This is a genomic window from Paenibacillus physcomitrellae (genome assembly GCF_002240225.1).
GTDB lineage: Bacteria > Bacillota > Bacilli > Paenibacillales > Paenibacillaceae > Fontibacillus > Fontibacillus physcomitrellae.
Genome location: NZ_CP022584.1, coordinates 2,465,345 through 2,486,275, shown reverse-complemented (window position 1 = coordinate 2,486,275; position 20,931 = coordinate 2,465,345). Strand labels below are relative to the sequence as shown.

The following is a 20,931-nucleotide window of genomic DNA, read 5'->3' as shown; positions in this document are numbered from 1 at the left end:
ACCTGAAAACCATAGGTAAACCGATAATTAATTAGATGCAAGTCGAATACTAGCCTATTAAAGAGGAGACGTTCATATGGGAGATCAGCTGAACTGGGCCGGGAATTATCGCTATAGCTCGATGGAACTGCTTGAGCCTGCAAATCTGGAGGAGGTCAAGGACCTGGTCGTTAGCCGCCCAAGCATACGCGTGCTTGGCTCACGTCATTCTTTTAACGGGATTGCCGACACCGGGGGCAGCCAGCTCTCGCTTCGAAAGATGAATCAGGTCATCGAGCTTGATCAAGCACAGAGAACCGTAACTGTTGAAGGTGGTATTCGTTATGGCGATCTGTGCAGCTACTTAAATGATCATGGTTTCGCGCTGCATAATTTGGCATCACTGCCGCACATAAGCGTAGCTGGCGCCGTTGCAACAGCCACACATGGTTCGGGCGATCTGAACGCCAGCCTGGCGTCTTCTGTTCGTGCTATTGAGTTAGTGAAATCGGATGGAGAAGTGACGGTACTCGCGCGCGGAGTAGACTCCGAGTTCGAAGGGGCAGTTGTCGGACTGGGCGGACTAGGGGTCGTTACAAAGCTTACCCTGGATTTGGTACCTTCGTTTCAGGTAAGTCAGACCGTCTATGAACGTCTTCCTTTTTCGGCGTTGGATAGCGAAGGCCTGGACGGAATTTTTTCTGCTGCTTACAGTGTCAGCTTGTTTACGGACTGGGCGGAGCCCGTATTCAATCAAGTGTGGGTAAAACGCAAGGTGGAAATCGACGGGGAGGATGAGGGATCGGCTGATTTCTTCGGGGCTTTGCCAGCTTCGGAAAAGCGGCATATGGTAGTTGGCCAACCTGTGGTGAACTGCAGCGAGCAGTTAGGAATTCCTGGACCCTGGTATGAACGGCTGCCTCATTTTCGCATGGAATTCACTCCTAGTGCGGGCAACGAGCTGCAAAGTGAATATTTTGTGCCAAGGCAGTATGCGGCCCAGGCGCTTCGCGCGTTAGGTAAACTGAGCGATCAAATTGCGCCTCTGCTCTTCATCTCCGAGATTCGAACCATTGCCGCGGAACCTCTCTGGATGAGTCCTTGCTACCGGCAGGACAGTGTAGCTTTGCATTTTACATGGAAGCCGGATTGGGAGCGTGTGCGCCAGTTACTTCCGCTTATGGAACGTGAACTGGAGCCGTTCGGAGCACGCCCGCATTGGGCGAAGCTGTTTACGATGGAGCCGGAACGGATACAAGCTCAGTATGAGCGGTTAACGGATTTCCGGGAGCTGCTGCTTCGATACGATCCAATAGGGAAGTTTCGGAATGCGTTCCTGGATAAATACATTATGAAATGATTCGGGGTGTTAATTACTTTTCGGAAAAATCAATCTTCAATTGAAGAACACAATAAGATTTTGTTTCTTAGAACCTCCACCTCTTGCAATAAGGGGTGGAGGTCTTTTGGTTGCACTACAGGCAGTACAACTCATGAAACCAGCAGCGGCCGCGGATAGCAATTTTTCATCCGCGGCCGCTGCTGTTTAGATCCATGCCTCACATGGCGTCGAAGGCCGGCTTTAGAACAGCTGTCGCCCACTGGCGGAAGCTGGTGGGAGAGGTGTTTTCCGGTGTACGCTGAAGTCCGTTATTAATCCCGGCCGCTCCGGCGATGTCCATGTCCACCATACTCTGGGCCATGGCTTCCGAATATCCGATATGAAGAAATAATTGTTTGTAGCTGTCGAGCGTCATCTGCTCAAAGCGGACTGGCGTGCCGAGCACCTCAGTCAGAATCTCTGCCATATCCTCGTAAGAGAGGTCTTCCGGTCCGAGCACAGCCAGATTCTCTTGCCCGCTCCACTCCCGGTCGAGTAGAAGCCGGGAGGCAGCAGCGGCAATATCAGAAGTGGCTACCGTAGGGCTCTTCTGGTTGCCCGGGAGCGTGAAGCGAATCAAGCCCTCATTCTTAATGAAGGGCAGCTGTCTTAGCATGTTATCCATGAAGGAAGGCATCGTTAACGCCCGGAAGTTGACGGCTGTGCTTCTAAACAGGTCCTCCATCGCCAGTGATGCCGAGATATTACCGGCGTAGCGATGCTGACCACGTCCAAGCGCGGAAATGGCCACGACTCGGCCAACACGATGACGGACAATCGCATCGGCAGCCGGGATACTGAACCGAACGTAAGCGTCATAGACGCTCTCCGCCTGCTTGTCGGCCGGCACGAGCCAGAACACGGCATCGGCTCCCTCGAACGCCCGGTTAACGACATCACGGTCGGCATGCGAGCCCTGAATGACTTCCACCCGCTGACGAATCGACTCCGGAATCCGCTGTGGGTCGCGGGCAATCACGCGAATGTCCTCGCCGCTGACAAGTATGCGTTCAAGTACCTGACGCCCAATTTTACTAGTGGGTGCAGTAATTACTATCATCTTCAATCATCCTCCCCTACTCCTAATTAACAGTGTTGCTTACACATCAGTATTGCGTATGCTACACTATATGGGGAATTTTATTGTAAACCTATGGTTTCAACAACCAATAAAAGGGTTTTATCGTTGCGTAGGCAACATTCCAGCTCATTTGTTGTTTAAGGGAGGGGGCGATCGATCATGCCGGTCAATCCGAATGATCCGCGCGTCAGCCGGACGCGTCAATTCATCATGCAGGCTTTCACGGAATTGGTGGAAGAGCAGAAGAATGTATACTCGATTTCGGTGCAGGATATAACGACCCGCGCTAACATTAACCGTGCTACCTTTTATGCTCATTTTGAGGACAAATATGCCTTTCTGGAGTGCTGGATAAGCAGGAAGTTCCAGATCATCTTGAAGGAAGCCTTACCAGAGGGAGGGATTACGGGAACGGGGAGCCTGCGCACCGTAGTCCAGACCGTATTCGATGTGCTGGCGCGATTCCGCGAGTACATGACGCATCCCGGCAACAGCCGGTTCGAGCCGTTGTTCGAAGTCGCGATGCAGAAGGAGCTCTATAACCTTCTGCTCGAATGGCTGAACAGAGAGACGACGAGTTCACCGGATAAGGTGGAGACGACAGCGCTCGTTGCCAGCTGGGGCATCTTCGGTGCCGCCGTGCAGTGGAGCAGAGATCCGCAGAACCTTACATCGGAGACGATGGTGAATCGTGTATTGGAGGTTGCAGCGGCGGCCTTGGCGCCCGTCTTGGGGGAATGACCCAATCCTTTCAACGCTTGGCACATGGATTTTTTTGTGAAAGTCCATAGCTCTCTAATCGACTCCGAATAAAACGTGCATTTTGCACGCAAATCGTGGTATAGTTAGTTACGTGCAAAACGCACATAACTCAAAAGCGAAGGATAGGTGTATGATTATGAGAGCAGCAATCGTGAAGCAAAAGGGAGAAATTCCGGTAATGGGTCATTTCGATTCCCCCGTTGCGACAGAGGGGCAAGTCATCATTAACGTTTCGGCAGCAGCCTTGAGCCGAGTCAGCAAGTTCCGGTCAATGGGTTTGCATTACTCTTCTGAAGCTCATTTTCCACTTGTAGCTGGTCTTGACGGTGTTGGAACTTTGGAGGATGGGACTCGGGTTTACTTCGCGCTGCCGACTTCACCGTTTGGCAGTTTGGCCGAGCAAACCATGGTGAGCGACAAGCTGATTGTCCGTTTGCCAGATGGTATTGATGATCTCACTGCTGCCGCTATCGCTAACCCGGCTATGTCGTCATGGGCTGCCTTGGCATTTCGGGCGGGCTTCAAAGCCGGCCAAACGGTGTTGATTAATGGTGCTACTGGCGCATCCGGCAGTTTAGCCGTTCAGATTGCCAAGGGACTTGGAGCCGGGAAGGTCATTGTAACGGGACGGAGTGAATCGAAACTGCGTGCACTTGAAGCGGACCTGGCGATTGCATTTGATATGACAGCGGGGGACGGACAAAGTACGTTTGAGAATGCCCTGCTGCCGGTTTTTGCTGAAGGGGTCGATGTGGTATTGGATTACCTCTGGGGAGATAGCGCACTAGCGATCATGTCAGCTCTTGCCAAGACGCATACGGATCGTGCAACCCGCTTTGTAAGCATTGGAACTTCTTCCGGACAAGAAAGCATTCAACTGCCTTCGTCTATTTTACGCTCATCAACCATTGAACTGGTAGGCAGTGGTGATAAAAGTGTTTCTAAAGCGGATATGTTATCGGCTGTAAAAGATATTTTTGAAATGGCCGCCGAGGGTAAGTTAACAATCGCCATTAAAGAGTACGCTCTAGAAGATATTGAGGAGGCTTGGAATGCGCCGCTGACGCCCCGGCCAGTTGTTAAGGTGCATTAAATATACATGGAAAATGAGATTTTCAGAGCACTAATTGATTTAGTTTCGATTATTAACCGGCCAGACCGTGATAAGAAAATGATCGCTAACGCCGGCGTAAATTTGGAGGAAGCAGCCTTTCGCGTCTTCGTAGGTATTGCTCATCTCCAACCGACGGGTGTTGGTTATTTGGCTGATATGCTGGGGAAAAACTATTCAAGCGTTAGCCGGCAAATTGATAAGCTGGAGGCCTCCGGATTGGTACGCACGTATCCATCAAGTTCAGATTCCCGGATTCGTGTGTCTGAATTGACCGAACAGGGGCAGGAGATCAATGCCATGATAAACCTCGCCCGTGAGCGCATTATGCGCGAAGCTTTGGCTGATTGGACGCTGGAGGAGAAAGCCGGCTTGTTGAATAACTTAAAGCGTTTATTTGAAACGATGCAAAAGTTCGATTAGTACGGCTGACGCGGCTTACAGGGAAAATGATTGAGGGCGGAGATTCAGGCGGCGGGGGTACCCCGTTGTTCGAATACTCCGCTCAATGCTTATAAGAGTACGACAGGTTCAGACGCTTGTTATAACTTTTAACTATAGCTAGGTATTGTTTTTAAGTGTTACATAGAAGGTTTTCCTCAATGCTACAATCAAAGCATTACAAAAGAGCGTGTGTCAGCTTGAGGAGGAATATTCATGTGCAATAGATTTCAAATCGTAGGCAGCTTGTTACGTCCGTCCAATTTATTGGAGTATAAACATGAGATCGAACATCGTGATGATATTAGTTATCCTTTTTACCAGGATTTCCAAGGGTACGAGCAGTGTGAAGCTGATGCGATCCAGGCTGTAGTCGACCAAGAGATTAAAAATGGTTTGTCCATTCTTACCGATGGGGAATATTCCAAATCGATGTGGCATCTGGACTTTGTCTGGGGATTCCAAGGGATCAGCCGCTATATAGCGGATCACGGATATTTTTTCAGAGATATTGATGGAACTTCAAAATACGAGACACGGAAAGACATTGGTCTGCGCATTACAGGTGAATTAGGCGGGAAGAACCATCATTTTATTGATGTATTCAAGAAGCTTCAGACCCTGGCTGGCGAACGGGAAACCAAGCTGTGTGTGCCTTCTCCGTCTCATATCTTCGGGGAGCTGTCCTGGTCGGATAACATTGGCGGCACAGAGGCCGTTTATAAGGACAAACAGGAGCTTAAAGCGGGTCTGATTAAGGCTTATAAGGAATTCGTAGAGGATTTTGCTGCTGCCGGTGGAAAAATTCTGCAATTTGACGATTGCTTATGGGAGCTGTTTGCGGATGATAACCCGAACTCTCCTTACACGGGCGAGCATATTAATCAAGCGGAAGTACAGGCATTGGCTGCGGAATTTATTGATATTAACAATACGATTATTGACTTTGGTCATCGTTTAGGGCTGAAAATGTGGACGCATAACTGCCGTGGGAATTATGATTCCCGTAATATGGGCGGAGGATCTTATGCTAAAATAGCGAATCTTTTCTTGAAGCAGCTGAAATATGACCGCTTTTTCCTGGAATGGGATGATGAACGCGCAGGTTCACTAGAGGCGCTGGCGGTGTTCAAGGATAGACCGGAGACAGAAATCGTACTGGGGCTGTTGTCCTCCAAAACCAATACGCTTGATGACGAAACCCGTGTAATCAGAATGCTTGACGAGGCCTCGAAAATTATTGATAAGGACCGCTTGCTGCTTTCCCACCAATGCGGATTTGCGTCCTGTGACGGTGGCAATGAGCTAACGGAAGAGGAACAGTGGGCCAAGATTAAACAAGGTCAGCGCATTGCGGAGCAATATTGGGGGAACTAATTGTTCAAACAGTAAAGAGGAAATTCAAAACCGGGCAAACCCAATAAACCAATTAAACCAATAAACTGAGCAACCGAGCGACTGAACAACCGAGTAAGCCGAGCAGTTCCAGGATGATTCTTTTCCTGGCAGCTGCTCAGCTTTTTTTATGGCGGCTTTTATGAGGTAGGGGAAAGCAGGACGCTTAACGAAGCAGATGGCATCCATCAATTATCAGATAACCCTAACACGAAACCAGGAAAATAAGGTATAATAAGGAAATTGTTTGTTGGGTAACTCATAACAGCTAAATAACGGGTCGATGGGAGGGAATGGGATGGATTATGCAAAATTTATAGCCTTCGCAATTGGTTTACTTCTTTTAGTGTACGTGGTAGTTAAAATAACAAATAAGTTATTGAAGATTGAAGAAGTGGAAAGCGTTTCAGATACACCTGGTGCAAGGATATACCGCTGGGGCAGAGTTATTATCTTTATAGGCTTCTTAGTCTCGTTGTGGTATATGACCGGAAATAACTCAAACCTTCTGCACATGTATTTTTGGATGATCTATACAACCTTATTGCTTGGATTTGGGGCCGTTATGGAATTTATCTATATAAAGGAATCCAAACAGTATATCAGCACAGTCATCGGACTTATCGTGGTTCTTATAGCGATCTATTGTGTATATAATAACCCTTTTTTGAATTAGTGTATCGTTTTGGGTAAGCTCATTTCAACCAGATTGGAGAGAGGTTAACCTTAAGTCACTCGTTATGTCGTTATGATTACCTTTCAGTACCTAGGGTACTTTAAAGTGCGTACTTCCTTTTTGTTTCGGCGGGATTCATAATAGGCTTTGCGTCAAAGAATAGCAGGTGTTTTTCAAGAAGTTGACATTTCGGAATGTGGCGATATAATAAGCACCATGAAACCACTAGAGATTTTTAAAGCATTGTCTAATGAGACGAGATTACAGATATTAGAATGGCTGAAAGAGCCCGAGAAGCATTTTACTTCTCAGGAAATGAGTAATTTTCAGGACGTGGGTGTGTGTGTCACCCAATTCCATGAGAAACTGAATATTACCCAATCCACGGCTTCTCAGCATCTTTCCATTCTGCATCGGGCTGGGCTTGTGACGACAAAACGTCATGGGAAATGGACCTATTATAAGAGGAATGAAGAAGCTTTCCATCAACTTAAAGAGATTATTGAACATGAAATATAGAGGGAACTGAGTTAACTCCTACAGCATGTTCAGTATTTCTCTTCATGAAGTAAGGATGACTTGTTTTTTCTTTTGCTGGAACGGCATTTTTTTTGAACAAACGAATCGTTAATTCACGAAATGACGATTTAAAAACGGTCCTTGATGTCTCCATGCTCAAAGTTTTAATGTCTCAATATCTCAATGTCTCCATGTTCTTAAAGCTCAATGACAGTGTAGTATACCTTTTTCAGAGCTCTCTTTTTTAGTGTTTCATATCGTCATTTCGCGTAATGACTTAATAAAATTCAACTTTGCCATATTCACCTGTTTGATGTTTCAAAGATAAGGGGGGGGGCAGTGTGACGGTGTAAATGCACTAATATGCATGACTACCAATCTATTTAAAGAGGAGCAATTCATATGAATATTAAAGACATACTAAAGGGTCAACTGGGTTTTGGTACTGCGCCGCTAGGGAATATGTACCGCAACATTTCGGAAGAAGAAGCAAGCGCAACGGTCGAGGCTGCCTGGGACAGCGGTATTCGCTACTTTGACTCAGCCCCTTTCTATGGAGCAGGCTTAGCCGAGATGCGGCTTGGTGAAGTTCTGTCCAGAAAAAATCGTGATGACTACGTTCTGAGTACAAAAGTCGGCAGAGTAATTTCGGATGAGCTTGAAGACCCGTCTGCACGGGACTTGGGAGAAAAGGGCGGATTATTTGAGTTCGGCCGTAAAAATAAAATCATCAACGATTATAGTGCAGATGCTACTCTTCGTTCTATCGAGCAAAGCCTGGATCGTTTAAAAACAGATCGTCTGGATTTTGTTTATATTCATGACATTGCCCAGGATTTCTATGGTGACGAGTGGATAGCCCAGTTTGAAGTTGCCCGTACAGGAGCGTTCCGGGTGCTTACACGCCTGCGGGAAGAAGGGGTTATTAAAGGCTGGGGACTTGGCGTGAACCGTGTCGAACCGATTGAGCTCATGCTGGATTTGGAAGAAGCGAAGCCGGATGTATCTTTGCTCGCTGGACGTTACACTTTGTTGGATCATGAACGGGCCTTGCAAAGAGTAATGCCTGCCGCATTGAAACATAACATGGCTGTTATTGTGGGCGGACCTTATAGTTCAGGTGTTCTTGCCGGCGGCACTCATTTCGAATATCAAAAAGCATCACCGGAAATTATGCATAAAGTAGAGAAAATCAAAAATATCGCCGATCGGCACCAAATCAGCATCAAGGCTGCCGCTCTGCAGTTCTCCTTGGCTAATCCAGCCGTTGCTGCTGTTATCCCCGGTGCTAGTCGTCCTGATCGAATTGCAGAAGATAAAGCTGCACTAGAGACGGTAATTCCAGCAGCATTTTGGGAAGAAATGCGTGAACAACAGCTGATTGCCCCTCATGCACCACTGCCCATTACAGTTAAATAAAAGGAGAGTAAATAAAAATGGCACACACAGCTGCATCTATTAAAATCGGTTCCACACCTGATCAAGTATGGAAATTAATTGGCGGTTTTGATTCGCTTCCTGACTGGTTGCCTTATATTCCTAGCAGTGAAACAAGCGAAGGCGGGCGCATACGTCATCTGGCTAATCCTGATGGCGATTCGATTGTAGAGCGTTTGGAAGCATTTAACGACAAGGAACGTTATTACTCTTATTCCATTATGAAAGCACCATTCCCGGTTACGAATTATCTATCTACCCTTCAGGTTAAAGAAGGGGCTGACGGTGAATCCTCGCTGGTAGAGTGGTTCGGCCATTTCACACCGGTAGGGGTTACCGATGAAGAGGCAATCGAGCTCTTTCATGGCATCTATGAAGAGGGTTTAACGGCCCTGCAGAAAGCATTTCTGGATTGAACCGTTAGACCGGTAAAGGGTTGTTAAGTAAAGAAGAGGGTCTCAAAGCTTCATGTTGAGACCCTCTTTTTTTCATGAATCACAGTCGGCCTAGGCAGTCTTTGAATCCATTTTCATAGCTAAGACTAACTCCTCATACATTAGTTGCTCTAACGAACTAACTATGATATAATTTACTCATTGAAACCGCTTTCTCTTTTTTCTTATGACAGCTAAGGAGGACTACCTATGGAATCAAGTTTGGAGAGAAACAATGGTAGGGGCTTTTACAAGTTATCCAGATTACAGCGTATAGGATTTGGCTCCGGGGACCTGGCGCAGAATCTCATTTATAATACGGTTTCTACGTATTTGTTATTTTTTTATACGAATGTATTTGGGCTTAACCCTGCAGCTGCGGCTGCGATGTTCTTGGTCGTACGCATTATTGATGCGATCTGGGATCCAGTTGTTGGTGCCCTTGTAGATAAGCACTCGACGCGCTTCGGGAAATATAGAGGTTACCTAGTGTTCGCCGGATTACCTTTATCGGTATTAGCCATTTTAGTATTCTGGAACGGTTATTCCGGCAGCCTTATTTATGCGTATGTCACTTATGTAGGATTGTCTATGCTTTATACGCTGCTGAACGTGCCTTACGGTGCGCTTAATGCATCCCTGACTCGGGATAATGATGAAATTACGAAATTAACTTCCACACGTATGTTTCTTGCTAATTTAGGTGGACTTGCCGTAGCTTACGGCGTGCCGGTGCTTGTTAAATTGTTCTCTGCCGACGGTACTTGGGATACGAAATTAAGCGCTTCCGGCTGGCTGATCACGATGGCGATCTATGCGGGCGTCGGCTTTCTGATTTTGCTGTTCTGCTTCAGTCAGACGAAAGAGAAAGTCGTCATGGACGATTCCAAGCAGGATGAAGTTAAAGTATCCGATCTTGTAACCGAATTCAAACGGAATAAACCGCTGCGGATTCTGGCTTTCTTCTTCATTACCGCTTTCGCGATGATGTCGATCGGGAATGCCGGCGGTTCCTATTATATGCAGTATGTGGTTCAGGCTTCTGATTATGTACAGTGGTTTAACGCGCTGGGCTCTATACCGGCCTTTATCTTCCTGCCGCTGGTTCCTAGAATCAAGAAGCTTATCGGGAAGAAAGCGATGTTCCTCGTCTTCCTGGGTCTAGCGATTATCGGAATGCTCTTCATCTATCTGATTCCGAATCCGCAGGATCATATTGCTTTGGTTCTGATTGCTCAGTTTATCAAATCGACAGGCGTGATTGTAGCAACCGGCTATATGTGGGCATTGGTGCCTGAGGTCATTTCCTACGGAGAGCTTCAATCGGGCCGGCGCATATCAGGAGTTGTTAACGCTTTAACGGGATTCTTTTTCAAATTTGGGATGGCGCTGGGCGGTGTTGTTCCGGGGTTTGTCCTCAGCTGGACGGGTTATGTGAACGACAGCGAAACACAGTCTGGCCTCGCACAGCAGGGCATCCTTTGGCTGGTATCGGTATTGCCTGCTCTCTTGCTCATCCTGGCTATGTTTATTATTTCGAAATACCACTTAACGGATGCGAAGGTTTATGAGATTAATAAAGAAATCGAGAGCCGCGATGCTAACTAAGGCGAGCGTACCTCTTTTTCAAATAGAAGATATTGACTTATCACCATATTTCATGTAATAGGAGGGTTTCACATGCAAATCGAAAATCCAGTGTTAAAAGGCTTCAATGCGGATCCATCTATCGTTAGGGTAGGCGACACCTACTACATTGCCAACTCTACCTTTGAATGGTTTCCCGGCGTGCAAATTCATGAATCCAAGGACCTGGTGAATTGGCGGTTGATTGCTCATCCGCTCTCCACAACAACGCTGCTGGACATGAAAGGGAATAAGGATTCAGGCGGCATCTGGGCCCCGGATTTATCTTATGCGGACGGCAAGTTCTGGCTTGTGTATACCGATGTTAAGGTAACGGAAGGCGCCTTCAAGGACATGACCAACTATTTGACGACTGCCGAGAGTATTGAAGGTCCATGGAGCGATCCGATCAAGCTGAATGGTGTAGGCTTCGACGCTTCTTTGTTCCATGATGACGACGGGAAAAAGTATCTGGTTCAGATGGAATGGGATCATCGGGAATATCATCATCCATTTAACGGCATTAAACTTACAGAATATTCGGTGGAAGAGCAGAGAATGCTTCCGGAGACCGGTAGGATCATCTACAAAGGCACCGATGTGAAGCTGGTAGAAGGCCCTCATATTTATAAATTATTTGGTCAATATTATTTGTTCTGCGCAGAAGGAGGGACCGTTTATTCCCACCAGGAGGTGGTGGCCCGGTCGAAGGAGCTGTTTGGTCCTTATGAAACCCAGCCTGGCGAGGCGTTCCTGACTGCATTTGATTCACCGGATAACTATCTGCAGAAGAACGGTCATGGTGCCTTGGTCGAAACGCCGGAAGGCGAATGGTATTTCGCCCATTTGACGGGCCGCCCATGGCACCGGGAGAACGAATCGATCCGCGATCCGCGTGGCTGGTGCACATTAGGCAGAGAAACGGCGATTCAGAAGGTAGAGTGGGATGAGGATAAATGGCCTCATATTGTAGGCGGCAAGCAGGGAAGACGTTTTGTTGAAGCGCCCAAAGGGGCCGTTGAAACGAAATATGAGCCTACTTATCCGGAGCAGGATCATTTTGATTCGGATAAGCTGAATATTAATTTCAATACTTTGCGTGTTCCTTTTGATCCGTCCATAGGTTCTCTTACCGAAAAGCCGGGGCATTTGCGCTTGTACGGCAAAGGTTCGTTAACCAATGAACATGAGCAGGCACTGGTTGCACGGCGCTGGCAGTCCTTTTATTTCGACGCCCAAACATCCGTTGCTTATTCGCCTTATACCTTCCAGCAGATGGCTGGACTTGTGAATTACTATAATACCGGTCATTGGTCTATGATTCATGTTACCTGGAACGAAATCAACGGACGGGTCATTGAAATTACGCAGAACGACCGGGGAGTCCTCACCAGCTTCCTGAAGGAAAAAGCGATTAAAGTGCCTGACGAAGCCACGTATGTACACTTCAAAGTGAAAGTGAGAAAAGAAACCTACACGTATGCCTATTCCTTTGACAATGAGCATTGGACCGATATTGAGGTCACGCTCGACGCGGCCATTTTGTCCGATGATTATGTCGTTCAATCCTACGGCGGTTTCTTTACGGGCGCGTTTGTAGGCATGGCTAATGTGGATTATTCCGGTTATGAGCTGCCGGCAGATTTCGACTATTTTATCTATAAAGAGCTTGAAAAAAACTAAATCAAATGTAATACTAAGAAACAGTTGAAAGAATGCGCTTTCAACTGTTTCTTGCTAAATAGACTCTACTTCTATGGTGGGATGAACAACATTTGAAAGGGACATAAACAGATGATTAAGAAAACTGATCAGGAAGTTATGAGAGAAAATAACACAAAATTAGTATTAAAAACTCTATTTGATACTGATCAGACATCCAGAAGTTTAATTGCGGATAAAATCAATCTCCAAAAGTCAACGGTTTCTTCTATTGTTCGTGAGCTGCATGAGCAGGGTTTGATTGAAGAATTGGGGATAGGAGAAGCGTCCAATATTGGCGGTCGAAGACCCAATTTAATTCGTTTTAACCGGAAATACGGGTTGGTCTTGGCGTTTGACATGGGCGTTAAGCATTTGAAATACTCTGTCAATTATATCAATGGGGAACTCATTCACCAGGATTCGATTAAGATCTATACGAACAAAGTGAAAGATATTTTCGCTTTGATGAAGGATATCATTTTAAATTTGAATCATCATAACACTCTGAATGGACTGATCGGGATCGCCATAGCGGTTCATGCCCCGGTGTCGAATAATCTGGTTCTGTACAGTCCGTTTCTGGACTTCGAAACCTTTGATTTAATCGAGGCGTTGAAGGAGCTTATAGATGTTCCTGTTGTGATCGAAAATGAGGCGAATCTCACCGCGATTTACATCCGGGATTTCTACCAGCATGCCCATCAGGTGCAGTTCGATAATATTCTGGCTATCAACATTCATAATGGAATAGGTGTAGGCACGATTATTGACAGGCGTTTATATAAAGGTTTAAATGGACTGTCCGGCGAAATCGGGCGTTCGATCATCATGACTGGAAATAAGGAATACCGCCGTCTTGAAGAGATTTATTCGGAGAAAGCCGTGCTGGACCGGATTGCTCAACTCAAAAATAAACCGAATTTCACTTTAGAGGACTTTGTTTCTTTGATGGAGAACAAGGATCCCGAAGTTACCTCGATTATGGAGCAATGGGTCACAGCCATCGCGCAAATTACTTATAACTCTATTCAATACAGCGCCCCGGATGCGGTGTTCCTTTCTTCCCGTTTTATTGCCCATTTCCCATCTTTATTGGACCGAATTAATGAAGAGTATGTGGCTCTGGAGCCGCTTGGACCTACTCAAATTATTTCGCTGGATGACCATATTCATGAATTAACGCTGTTAGGCGGGGTCTCTTTGGTGGCCAGACAAATTCTAGGATTGGAATCATATGATTTGTCTTTTACGAAGTGATGGGGGATGGGATTTGATTCAAAAACGTAAAGCATAATTTCTCAGAAAAATTTAGAGGCGGCCAATAGGCTGCCTTTTTTATGTTTAAAAATAATTTCATATACTCCAAGAAAGTATAAAATCCTCCCGGTACTAATTTCTTAGGCAATGTGGATTACGATTATGTGCACGATTACTAAGAGTAAAATATTAAAAAAGGAGAGGCAAATTACACGACTGATATATGCTCTATCACACAGCGGATAATTTCCGCAAAAGGATCGTCGTCTGCGTGCACATAAGCCGCCCGGATGGGCAAGGGAGGCACTAGGCCGTGCAGGCTCCGGGAGACGATTGCAGGTTCAAGGCTGCGGAAGCTCGGCGCATAAGTTGAAGCGGGGAGCATTGTATAAGCCAGGCCTTCGGCAACTAGCGCTGCCGCCACGTTTAGGTCGTCGACGACTCGAATACGGCTGATACCGAATCTCTGAAACATTGCCGTAGTGACATAGCGGTGTGACAACAGGACGGGATTGTCGAACAGAAGAAAAGGCAGTGTCAGATCCGGCAGCGCGTCTAACTGGGGGTCAATAGACCGTTCGACATCCGGTGCAGCGAGCAGCAGGGTGTCGTCCTCTGCCAGCGGAGCCGTGCGGAGAGCAGGGCGTGAGAGCTCATGGTAATGAATTCCAAGATGAATACTGCGGTATTCGATCAGGTCAAGGATAGTTTCAGTTGGCCGCGTGACGAACCGGACATTGACGCCGGGATAGGAATGGTGGAGTACGCGCAGAATGGGAGCCGTATATTTGGGAGCAAGCCAGGTATCCATGCCGATCAGCAGACGGTCCCCATGTCCGGTTACCTCCTCAAACTGAGGTTTTACCTCTTCGCCCCACGGATTGGTCAGCACGGAAGAAGCGTCCTCCAGGTCCTGGATAAGCCGGATGGCATAGGGCAGGAAGTAGTAGCCTTGAGGCGTAAGCCGGACGCCATTCCAATTGCGGGCGAGCAGCGGAAAGCCGAGCCCTTCCTCCATGCGGCGAATACGCAGGCTGAGCGCCGGCTGGCTCGTGTGCAGAGCCTGCGCCGCCTTGGAGATGCTTTTCTCTCTCGCTACCGCGACAAATGCCTGTAGTCCTTCAATATCCATGACAATCACCTCTATATGTATCATAGCCTGTTTTCTTTCCTGTCGTCCATACATACAAAAAAAAATTGAGGCAGTTTATCTGACACAATTGACCGGTGTTCATGGATCAAGGGCGTTTTTTTTCATAAACAGGCTATAAAAAAACAGTATATCTTACATGAATTCGCTCTGTGCTATAGTTTCATCCATAGGAACGAGTACATATGTTATGAAAATTAACATTTGGACTCGAATAGAAAATGGAAAGCGAGTGAAGCTTCATGAGTTCCCATACCCCATCTAATTTTAATCCTTCTGCTGCCCTGCCGTGGGCCTTTGATCCCGCAAGGGCCGTCTTGCTTGTTATTGATATGCAGAATGACTTTGTGCTCGAAGGAGCACCCATGGAAGTGCCCGAGGCCCGCCGCCGGATTCCCCGGATGCAAGAGCTGATAGAGGCTTGCCGTGTACAGCAGATTCCCGTTTTGTATACGAAACATGAGCTGTATGACCAATACGACGTATCGCCGCTAGAGACCGCCTATAATCCGCTGCTGAAGCAGGTCGGTATGCGCGCGGGCACGCCGGGTGTGGGAATCGTGGAGGAGCTTGCACCGCTGCCTAATGAACCGGTTATTACCAAACATCGGTATGATGCTTTTTACAATACCAATCTTGAAACAATTATACGGACCATCCGCGGGACAGGAATGGCAGATACCGTGATAATCACCGGCACCGTCACAAATGTATGCTGTGAATCAACCGCAAGAAGCGCTTTTATGCGGGATTTCAAGGTTGTTTTTGTCAGTGATGCCACAGGCGCGCTGAACGAGGCCGCACATCAGGCAACGCTTGATACCATTGGCAGTGTATTTGGCCGGGTGATGTCTACAGGGGAGGTCCTGTCGGGCATTCATAACAAGAGTGAAGAGGAGGTTCCGGTATGAGCAAACCAACGGTGAAAAACAGCAGCACCGCATACGAATGGAAGGTTGTCCTTCTGATGGCTATGGGTTTTGGTCTTGTCGGGCTCGACCGCTGGATCATTACGCCGATGTTTCCGGTGATGATGGGAGACCTGCACCTGGATTATCAGGATCTTGGCAATATTATCGCCGTGCTTGGCTTGTCCTGGGGTGTATTCTCCATTGTGATGGGAAGTCTATCCGATAAATTCGGCCGGCGAAAAGTGCTTATTCCTTCTATTATTTTGTTCTCGCTTTTGTCGATTCTGACCGGGCTCGCCGGAGGTTTGGCCAGTCTGCTGCTGATCCGTGCCGTCATGGGCGTGACGGAGGGCTCCTTCAGTCCTGCAAGCGTAGCCGTAACAGCCGAGGTATCCAAGGAAAAACGCCGCGGCTTCAACATGGGTCTACAACAGAGTACATTTGCGCTGTTTGGCCTCGGCTTCGGACCGATCATCGCCACGCAGCTGCTCAGATTTGTTCCATCCTGGCATTGGGTGTTTGCTATTGTCGCTGTACCGGGCTTCATCGTGGGCTTTTTCATATATAAAGTAGTGCGGGAACCCCAAGTATCCACTGTTAATTCTGGCTCTTCCGCTGTCGCAGCGCCAAAGTTGACCGCTTCACCAGCTGCTGCACAACCGGGCGGAAAACCCCGGTTTATCGAAATTTTCCGCCACCGCAACATTTTGCTTTGTATGTTTGCGCTGTGCGGGGCGATGACTTGTATCTTTGTACTCGGCTCGATGTTTCCTTCTTATCTGACGGATTATCTGAAGCTCAGCGTCACGCAGATGGGCTTCATAACTTCCGCAATCGGCTTCGGAGCTTTCTTTGGCCAGCTTGCCATTCCGGGTCTGTCCGACCGTTTCGGCCGCAAGACGGTTACGCTCTGCGCCATGCTGCTGACCCTCGTCATGCTCGGCATACTGATCGGTACGGGCGCAAGTCCGATGGCACTGTTCGCCCTGTTATTCATGACTGCCTTTGGCTGCAACGGATGCCTGCCGCTGCTGTCCGGCACCATCACGATCGAGTCGGTTCCGGCTCCGCTGATCTCCACGGCTGCTGGTGTCATTATCGGTGTCGGCGAAATTTTCGGCGGCGGCGTAGCCCCTTCGTTGGCCGGCTTTATTGCCAAAAACTACGGCATCGAAAATACGCTGCTGCTCGCGATCGGCGGCATCGTAGTCTGCCTGCTGCTGTGCCTGTTCCTTAAAGAAACGGCACCTTCCCGAATCCGGGCTGGACGCGAGCCGCAGGCTAGCGGGCACCCGCAGTCTGCTGCCATTGAAGCCGGTTAAACTAGCTTTGAGGGAGAAGCATGACTGAAATGACATCGCGAAACAAGGTCGCCATTTCGCAGATAAAACTAAAGTTCGGTTATGAGTTTGAGTAGGACGAGCCGGACTATTCTGAGATAAAGCTGGATTTTTGTACTTTAAAGAGGCAGCCTGAAGAAGGCGAAGCGTGGCAGATATTCCGGTAGTAATAAAAGAAAAACAAAACAGCGGCATTCAGGAGGATTTTGCTCCTGTCTGCCGTTGTTTTGTTTTTTCTCTGCAATCACTATCCAAATCACCACCCAAAAAAAGTGGAATTTTCCCCAATAGGGGTTCCTTATGCAGCAGGGACTTACGATCTATAATTATGAATGCGGTTACAAAAACAAAGCATCAAAAAAAGGGGAGGCAAAATATGAAACGCATGAAACGTGTTTTAGCCGGGGTCTCAACAATGCTTCTGATGACAACGGTCCTCGCAGCGTGTGGCGGAAATTCCAATTCAAATTCATCAAGCGCAAGCTCAAATGGTTCCAATGGTTCAAATGCTTCAACTTCATCCAACAGCACGGCTTCGACTTCAAGTGGTGAGAAGGTCACGATTAATCTTTGGAGCTTCACGGATGAGATTCCAAACATGACCACTAAATATTTGGAAACGCATCCAGATGCAAATGTAGAGTTCAAAACAACGGTAATCGCAACTACCGACGGCGCTTATCAGCCGGCTCTTGACCAGGCACTTGCTGCCGGCGGCAAAGATGCTCCTGATATTTACGCAGCGGAAGCAGCGTTCGTTCTCAAGTATACACAAGGCGATGCATCTACTTATGCCGCTAACTACTCCGATTTGGGTCTGGACGACCAAATGGTGAAGGACGCAGGTATCGCCCAATATTCAGTGGATATCGGCACCAGCACTGACGGCCAACTGAAAGGTCTCGGTTACCAAGCAACAGGCGGTGCTTTCATCTATCGCCGCTCGATTGCCAAAGATGTATTCGGAACAGATGATCCGGCTACAATCAAGGAAGCAATCGGACCTGGCTGGGATAAATTCTTCGACGCAGCAGCCAAGCTGAAAGCTAAAGGCTACGGCATTGTCTCCGGTGACGGCGACATCTGGCACCCGATCGAGAACAGCTCTGAGAAAGGCTGGATCGTAGACGGCAAGCTCCATATCGATCCTAAACGTGAAGAATTCCTGGATCTGTCCAAGAAGCTTAAAGATAACGGCTATCACAACGATACACAGGACTGGACAGAAGCTTGGTACGCAGACATGTCCGGTTCCGGCACTAAGCCAATCTTCGGTTTCTTTGGTCCAGCTTGGCTGATCAACTACACAATGAGCGGTCAAGTGAAAGATACAAACGGCGACTGGGCAGTTACAGAGCCGCCAACCGGCTTCTTCTGGGGAGGCACTTGGCTGCTGGCGAACAAGAACGTCGTTCAGGACGAAGCCAAGAAAAAGGCAGTTGCAGACTTCATCAAGTGGGTAACACTCGATACTTCCGAAACAGGCCTCCAATACTATTGGGCTAACGGCACAATCAAGGAAGGCGAGCAAGGCACAAAGGACAGCGTAGCTTCCTCCGTAGTCATGTCGAAGTCTAACGGTGAAGTTCCACTCCTCGGCGGACAAAACATGTTTGACGTGTTCGTACCGGCTAACGCTAACGCTTCCGGTAAGAACTTGACTCAATACGACGAAACGATTAACAAGCTCTGGCGCGATCAGGTTCGCGAATACACGTCGGGTAACAAGAGCCGTGACGATGCAATCGCAACCTTCAAGCAGCAAGTTAAAGACCAGCTTGGCATCGACAGCGAATAAGAAGGAGCAGAAGGGGCGGGAGTAATCCCCGCCCCTTCCTCCAATAAATGAGGTGAGAGCATGCGCCGCAAGGGTGTCAACTATTCGAAATATGGCTACATTTTTACCCTACCGTTTGTCCTGGCATTTCTGATTTTCTCACTTTATCCGATTTTATACACAGCAGTCATCGGATTTACGGATATGAAGGGCTTAATTCCAAAACCGATTCATATTCTGGATAACCCTTTTCAAAACTTCAAAGATCTGCTCTTTGATAACCCTTCATTCAGAAAGTCTCTAATCAATACAGCGCTGCTCTGGATTACGAACTTTATTCCACAGATCGTTCTTGCTCTCTTGCTTACGGCGTGGTTCACGAACAAACGTCTTAACATTAAGGGCCAAGGCGCGTTCAAGGTTTTGCTTTATATGCCGAATATTATCACTGCGAGTACAATTGCAGTGCTTTTCAGTTCTTTGTTCGCCTACCCTATGGGTCCGGTAAACAGCTTGTTTCAAATGCTGGGATGGACGGATGCCCCGGTCTTCTTCCTTCAGGATAAGACCACAGCACGGGGCATAGTTTCGTTTATCCAGTTCTGGATGTGGTACGGGAATACGATGATCGTCCTTGTCGCGGGCGTTATGGGCATCAACCCGGCTCTCTTCGAGTCGGCGGCGATTGACGGTGCCAACGGGTTCCAAACGTTCTTCAAGGTTACGCTGCCAAGCCTGCGTACCATCTTGCTGTATACGTTGATCACATCGATGATTGGCGGCTTGACAATGTTCGATATTCCGCAGCTGTTCCTGGCAGGCGGACCGGATGACTCTACGCTCACCACGTCCATGTTTATTTACGGGCAAGCGTTTAAGGGAAGTTATATGTATAACCGCGCAGCAGCGGCAAGTATGATTATGTTCGTCATTGCAGCTGTATTGGCCGGATTACTGTTCTACCTGATGCGTGACCGTGATGCGGCTAAACTCAGAAAAGCTCAAAAAAATATTAACAAAAGTGAAAAGGCTGCCAAAGCAGCTGCGCGGGAGGTGTAATCCATGGAAAAAGCTCCAAGAAGCGAAGTCGTCGGTAGAAGAATCAGCAAGACGATTATTTATATCGTCTGCATTTTCCTGGCGATTCTCAGCATCCTTCCGTTCTGGATTATGTTTGTCAACGCCACGCGTTCAACGCCGGAGATTCAAAGCGGTCTTTCACTGCTTCCATCCACTCACCTGATGACGAACCTTCATGTGCTGCTGGATAAAAGCTTTGATCCGATTCAAGGGTTTCTGAACTCGTTTATTATTTCAACCTCAGCAACAGTCTTTACCGTTTATTTCTCGTCTTTGACGGCTTACGGGCTTGTGGCCTACAACTGGAAAATGCGCCAGCCTTTCTTCACCTTCATCATGTGTGTAATGATGGTTCCTTATCAGGCCAGCGCCATCGGCTTCTATCAGTTCATGTATAAACTGCATTGGACGAATAGTTACTGGCCGCTCATTCTCCCGGCCATTGCGGCTCCGGCTGTCGTGTTCTTCATGCGTCAGTACCTGCTCGCAACGTTGTCGCTCGAGATTGTAGAAGCAGCCCGCGTAGACGGATCGGGTGAATTCTCCACCTTCAACCGGATCATTCTGCCTTTGATGATGCCGGCTGTAGCAACACAAGCGATCTTTGCTTTCGTTGGAAACTGGAACAACCTGTTCATGCCGCTGATCCTCCTGACTCAGAAGGATAAGTATACCATGCCGATCATGGTCAGCTTGCTTCGCGGCGATATTTACAAGACAGAGTTCGGTTCCATCTATTTAGGCCTGGCTCTGACGGCTTTACCGCTGTTCGTGGTGTACTTCCTGTTATCCCGTTATATTATCGCGGGTGTAGCTTTGGGCGGCGTGAAAGAATAACCTTTCAGGCGCAGCTAAGAACCATAAGTAAGA

At 47.7% G+C, this 20,931-nt stretch carries 19 protein-coding genes; 17 read left to right on the top strand and 2 right to left on the bottom strand.

What is annotated here, in order from left to right:
* Positions 1 to 76: 76 nt before the first annotated feature.
* Positions 77 to 1,339: an FAD-binding protein gene (locus CBE73_RS11310; protein ID WP_094094314.1), complete on the top strand. Its 1,263-nt coding sequence runs from the start codon at positions 77 to 79 to the stop codon at positions 1,337 to 1,339.
* Between the two features lie 199 nt (positions 1,340 to 1,538).
* Here CBE73_RS11310 and CBE73_RS11305 read toward each other — a convergent pair whose 3' ends face one another.
* Positions 1,539 to 2,420, bottom strand: coding sequence for an NmrA family NAD(P)-binding protein (locus tag CBE73_RS11305; protein ID WP_094094313.1), 882 nt, complete (start codon positions 2,418 to 2,420; stop codon positions 1,539 to 1,541).
* Positions 2,421 to 2,600: 180 nt separating this feature from the next.
* On the opposite strand from CBE73_RS11305, the gene CBE73_RS11300 reads away from it, so the two are divergent.
* The 11 genes from CBE73_RS11300 to CBE73_RS11250 all read left to right on the top strand — a co-directional run bounded on the left by CBE73_RS11300 (position 2,601) and on the right by CBE73_RS11250 (position 13,803).
* Positions 2,601 to 3,182, top strand: a complete 582-nt coding sequence (locus tag CBE73_RS11300) for a TetR/AcrR family transcriptional regulator (RefSeq protein WP_094094312.1) — start codon at positions 2,601 to 2,603, stop codon at positions 3,180 to 3,182.
* Between the two features lie 157 nt (positions 3,183 to 3,339).
* Entirely contained in the window at positions 3,340 to 4,296 is a 957-nt protein-coding gene (locus CBE73_RS11295) for a quinone oxidoreductase family protein (protein WP_094096267.1), read from the top strand.
* Positions 4,297 to 4,302: 6 nt separating this feature from the next.
* Positions 4,303 to 4,737: a MarR family winged helix-turn-helix transcriptional regulator gene (locus CBE73_RS11290; protein WP_094094311.1), complete on the top strand. Its 435-nt coding sequence runs from the start codon at positions 4,303 to 4,305 to the stop codon at positions 4,735 to 4,737.
* Between the two features lie 234 nt (positions 4,738 to 4,971).
* A complete protein-coding gene (locus CBE73_RS11285) occupies positions 4,972 to 6,132 on the top strand; it encodes a cobalamin-independent methionine synthase II family protein (RefSeq protein WP_094094310.1) in 1,161 nt (386 codons plus the stop codon).
* 316 nt (positions 6,133 to 6,448) lie between these two features.
* On the top strand, positions 6,449 to 6,826 hold the full coding sequence (locus CBE73_RS11280) for a DUF4181 domain-containing protein (protein WP_157739525.1): 378 nt from the start codon (positions 6,449 to 6,451) through the stop codon (positions 6,824 to 6,826).
* Positions 6,827 to 7,042: 216 nt separating this feature from the next.
* Entirely contained in the window at positions 7,043 to 7,345 is a 303-nt protein-coding gene (locus CBE73_RS11275) for an ArsR/SmtB family transcription factor (RefSeq protein ID WP_094096266.1), read from the top strand.
* Positions 7,346 to 7,747: 402 nt separating this feature from the next.
* On the top strand, positions 7,748 to 8,764 hold the full coding sequence (locus CBE73_RS11270) for an aldo/keto reductase (RefSeq protein WP_373286393.1): 1,017 nt from the start codon (positions 7,748 to 7,750) through the stop codon (positions 8,762 to 8,764).
* Between the two features lie 17 nt (positions 8,765 to 8,781).
* Entirely contained in the window at positions 8,782 to 9,198 is a 417-nt protein-coding gene (locus CBE73_RS11265) for an SRPBCC family protein (RefSeq protein ID WP_157739523.1), read from the top strand.
* 228 nt (positions 9,199 to 9,426) lie between these two features.
* Complete coding sequence (locus CBE73_RS11260; protein WP_094094307.1) at positions 9,427 to 10,824, top strand: MFS transporter; 1,398 nt, start codon at positions 9,427 to 9,429, stop codon at positions 10,822 to 10,824.
* Positions 10,825 to 10,896: 72 nt separating this feature from the next.
* The gene (locus tag CBE73_RS11255; RefSeq protein ID WP_094094306.1) at positions 10,897 to 12,525 is read left to right on the top strand and encodes a glycoside hydrolase family 43 protein; all 1,629 of its coding nucleotides are present in this window, start codon (positions 10,897 to 10,899) and stop codon (positions 12,523 to 12,525) included.
* A 111-nt stretch (positions 12,526 to 12,636) separates the two neighbouring features.
* The gene (locus tag CBE73_RS11250) at positions 12,637 to 13,803 is read left to right on the top strand and encodes an ROK family transcriptional regulator (RefSeq protein ID WP_094094305.1); all 1,167 of its coding nucleotides are present in this window, start codon (positions 12,637 to 12,639) and stop codon (positions 13,801 to 13,803) included.
* A 208-nt stretch (positions 13,804 to 14,011) separates the two neighbouring features.
* On the opposite strand, the gene CBE73_RS11245 is transcribed toward CBE73_RS11250, so the two are convergent.
* Positions 14,012 to 14,935 (bottom strand): LysR family transcriptional regulator, encoded by a 924-nt coding sequence (locus tag CBE73_RS11245; RefSeq protein WP_174704712.1) that lies wholly within the window; start codon positions 14,933 to 14,935, stop codon positions 14,012 to 14,014.
* 260 nt (positions 14,936 to 15,195) lie between these two features.
* Here CBE73_RS11245 and CBE73_RS11240 point away from each other — a divergent pair, with 260 nt between their 5' ends.
* The 5 genes from CBE73_RS11240 (at position 15,196) to CBE73_RS11220 (ending at position 20,898) form a co-directional block, all read left to right on the top strand.
* Positions 15,196 to 15,864, top strand: a complete 669-nt coding sequence (locus CBE73_RS11240; protein ID WP_094094303.1) for an isochorismatase family protein — start codon at positions 15,196 to 15,198, stop codon at positions 15,862 to 15,864.
* A complete protein-coding gene (locus tag CBE73_RS11235) occupies positions 15,861 to 17,186 on the top strand; it encodes an MFS transporter (RefSeq protein WP_174704711.1) in 1,326 nt (441 codons plus the stop codon). The genes CBE73_RS11240 and CBE73_RS11235 overlap by 4 nt, the downstream gene beginning before the upstream one ends.
* 394 nt (positions 17,187 to 17,580) lie before the next feature.
* The gene (locus CBE73_RS11230; protein WP_094094302.1) at positions 17,581 to 19,002 is read left to right on the top strand and encodes an ABC transporter substrate-binding protein; all 1,422 of its coding nucleotides are present in this window, start codon (positions 17,581 to 17,583) and stop codon (positions 19,000 to 19,002) included.
* A gap of 60 nt (positions 19,003 to 19,062) precedes the next feature.
* Positions 19,063 to 20,040: a carbohydrate ABC transporter permease gene (locus CBE73_RS11225; RefSeq protein ID WP_094094301.1), complete on the top strand. Its 978-nt coding sequence runs from the start codon at positions 19,063 to 19,065 to the stop codon at positions 20,038 to 20,040.
* Between the two features lie 3 nt (positions 20,041 to 20,043).
* Positions 20,044 to 20,898: a carbohydrate ABC transporter permease gene (locus tag CBE73_RS11220; RefSeq protein WP_094094300.1), complete on the top strand. Its 855-nt coding sequence runs from the start codon at positions 20,044 to 20,046 to the stop codon at positions 20,896 to 20,898.
* Positions 20,899 to 20,931 lie beyond the last annotated feature (33 nt).

Excerpts from the sequence above, each read along its gene's own strand:
- CBE73_RS11285 (WP_094094310.1), top strand. The coding sequence starts at position 4,972 with ATGTGCAATAGATTTCAAATCGTAGGCAGCTTGTTACGTCCGTCCAAT.
- CBE73_RS11265 (WP_157739523.1), top strand. The coding sequence starts at position 8,782 with ATGGCACACACAGCTGCATCTATTAAAATCGGTTCCACACCTGATCAA.
- CBE73_RS11300 (WP_094094312.1), top strand. The coding sequence starts at position 2,601 with ATGCCGGTCAATCCGAATGATCCGCGCGTCAGCCGGACGCGTCAATTC.
- CBE73_RS11240 (WP_094094303.1), top strand. The coding sequence starts at position 15,196 with ATGAGTTCCCATACCCCATCTAATTTTAATCCTTCTGCTGCCCTGCCG.
- CBE73_RS11255 (WP_094094306.1), top strand. The coding sequence starts at position 10,897 with ATGCAAATCGAAAATCCAGTGTTAAAAGGCTTCAATGCGGATCCATCT.
- CBE73_RS11295 (WP_094096267.1), top strand. The coding sequence starts at position 3,340 with ATGAGAGCAGCAATCGTGAAGCAAAAGGGAGAAATTCCGGTAATGGGT.
- CBE73_RS11225 (WP_094094301.1), top strand. The coding sequence starts at position 19,063 with ATGCGCCGCAAGGGTGTCAACTATTCGAAATATGGCTACATTTTTACC.
- CBE73_RS11275 (WP_094096266.1), top strand. The coding sequence starts at position 7,043 with ATGAAACCACTAGAGATTTTTAAAGCATTGTCTAATGAGACGAGATTA.
- CBE73_RS11235 (WP_174704711.1), top strand. The coding sequence starts at position 15,861 with ATGAGCAAACCAACGGTGAAAAACAGCAGCACCGCATACGAATGGAAG.
- CBE73_RS11220 (WP_094094300.1), top strand. The coding sequence starts at position 20,044 with ATGGAAAAAGCTCCAAGAAGCGAAGTCGTCGGTAGAAGAATCAGCAAG.
- CBE73_RS11245 (WP_174704712.1), bottom strand. The coding sequence starts at position 14,935 with ATGGATATTGAAGGACTACAGGCATTTGTCGCGGTAGCGAGAGAGAAA.
- CBE73_RS11290 (WP_094094311.1), top strand. The coding sequence starts at position 4,303 with ATGGAAAATGAGATTTTCAGAGCACTAATTGATTTAGTTTCGATTATT.
- CBE73_RS11250 (WP_094094305.1), top strand. The coding sequence starts at position 12,637 with ATGATTAAGAAAACTGATCAGGAAGTTATGAGAGAAAATAACACAAAA.
- CBE73_RS11310 (WP_094094314.1), top strand. The coding sequence starts at position 77 with ATGGGAGATCAGCTGAACTGGGCCGGGAATTATCGCTATAGCTCGATG.
- CBE73_RS11270 (WP_373286393.1), top strand. The coding sequence starts at position 7,748 with ATGAATATTAAAGACATACTAAAGGGTCAACTGGGTTTTGGTACTGCG.
- CBE73_RS11305 (WP_094094313.1), bottom strand. The coding sequence starts at position 2,420 with ATGATAGTAATTACTGCACCCACTAGTAAAATTGGGCGTCAGGTACTT.
- CBE73_RS11280 (WP_157739525.1), top strand. The coding sequence starts at position 6,449 with ATGGATTATGCAAAATTTATAGCCTTCGCAATTGGTTTACTTCTTTTA.
- CBE73_RS11260 (WP_094094307.1), top strand. The coding sequence starts at position 9,427 with ATGGAATCAAGTTTGGAGAGAAACAATGGTAGGGGCTTTTACAAGTTA.
- CBE73_RS11230 (WP_094094302.1), top strand. The coding sequence starts at position 17,581 with ATGAAACGCATGAAACGTGTTTTAGCCGGGGTCTCAACAATGCTTCTG.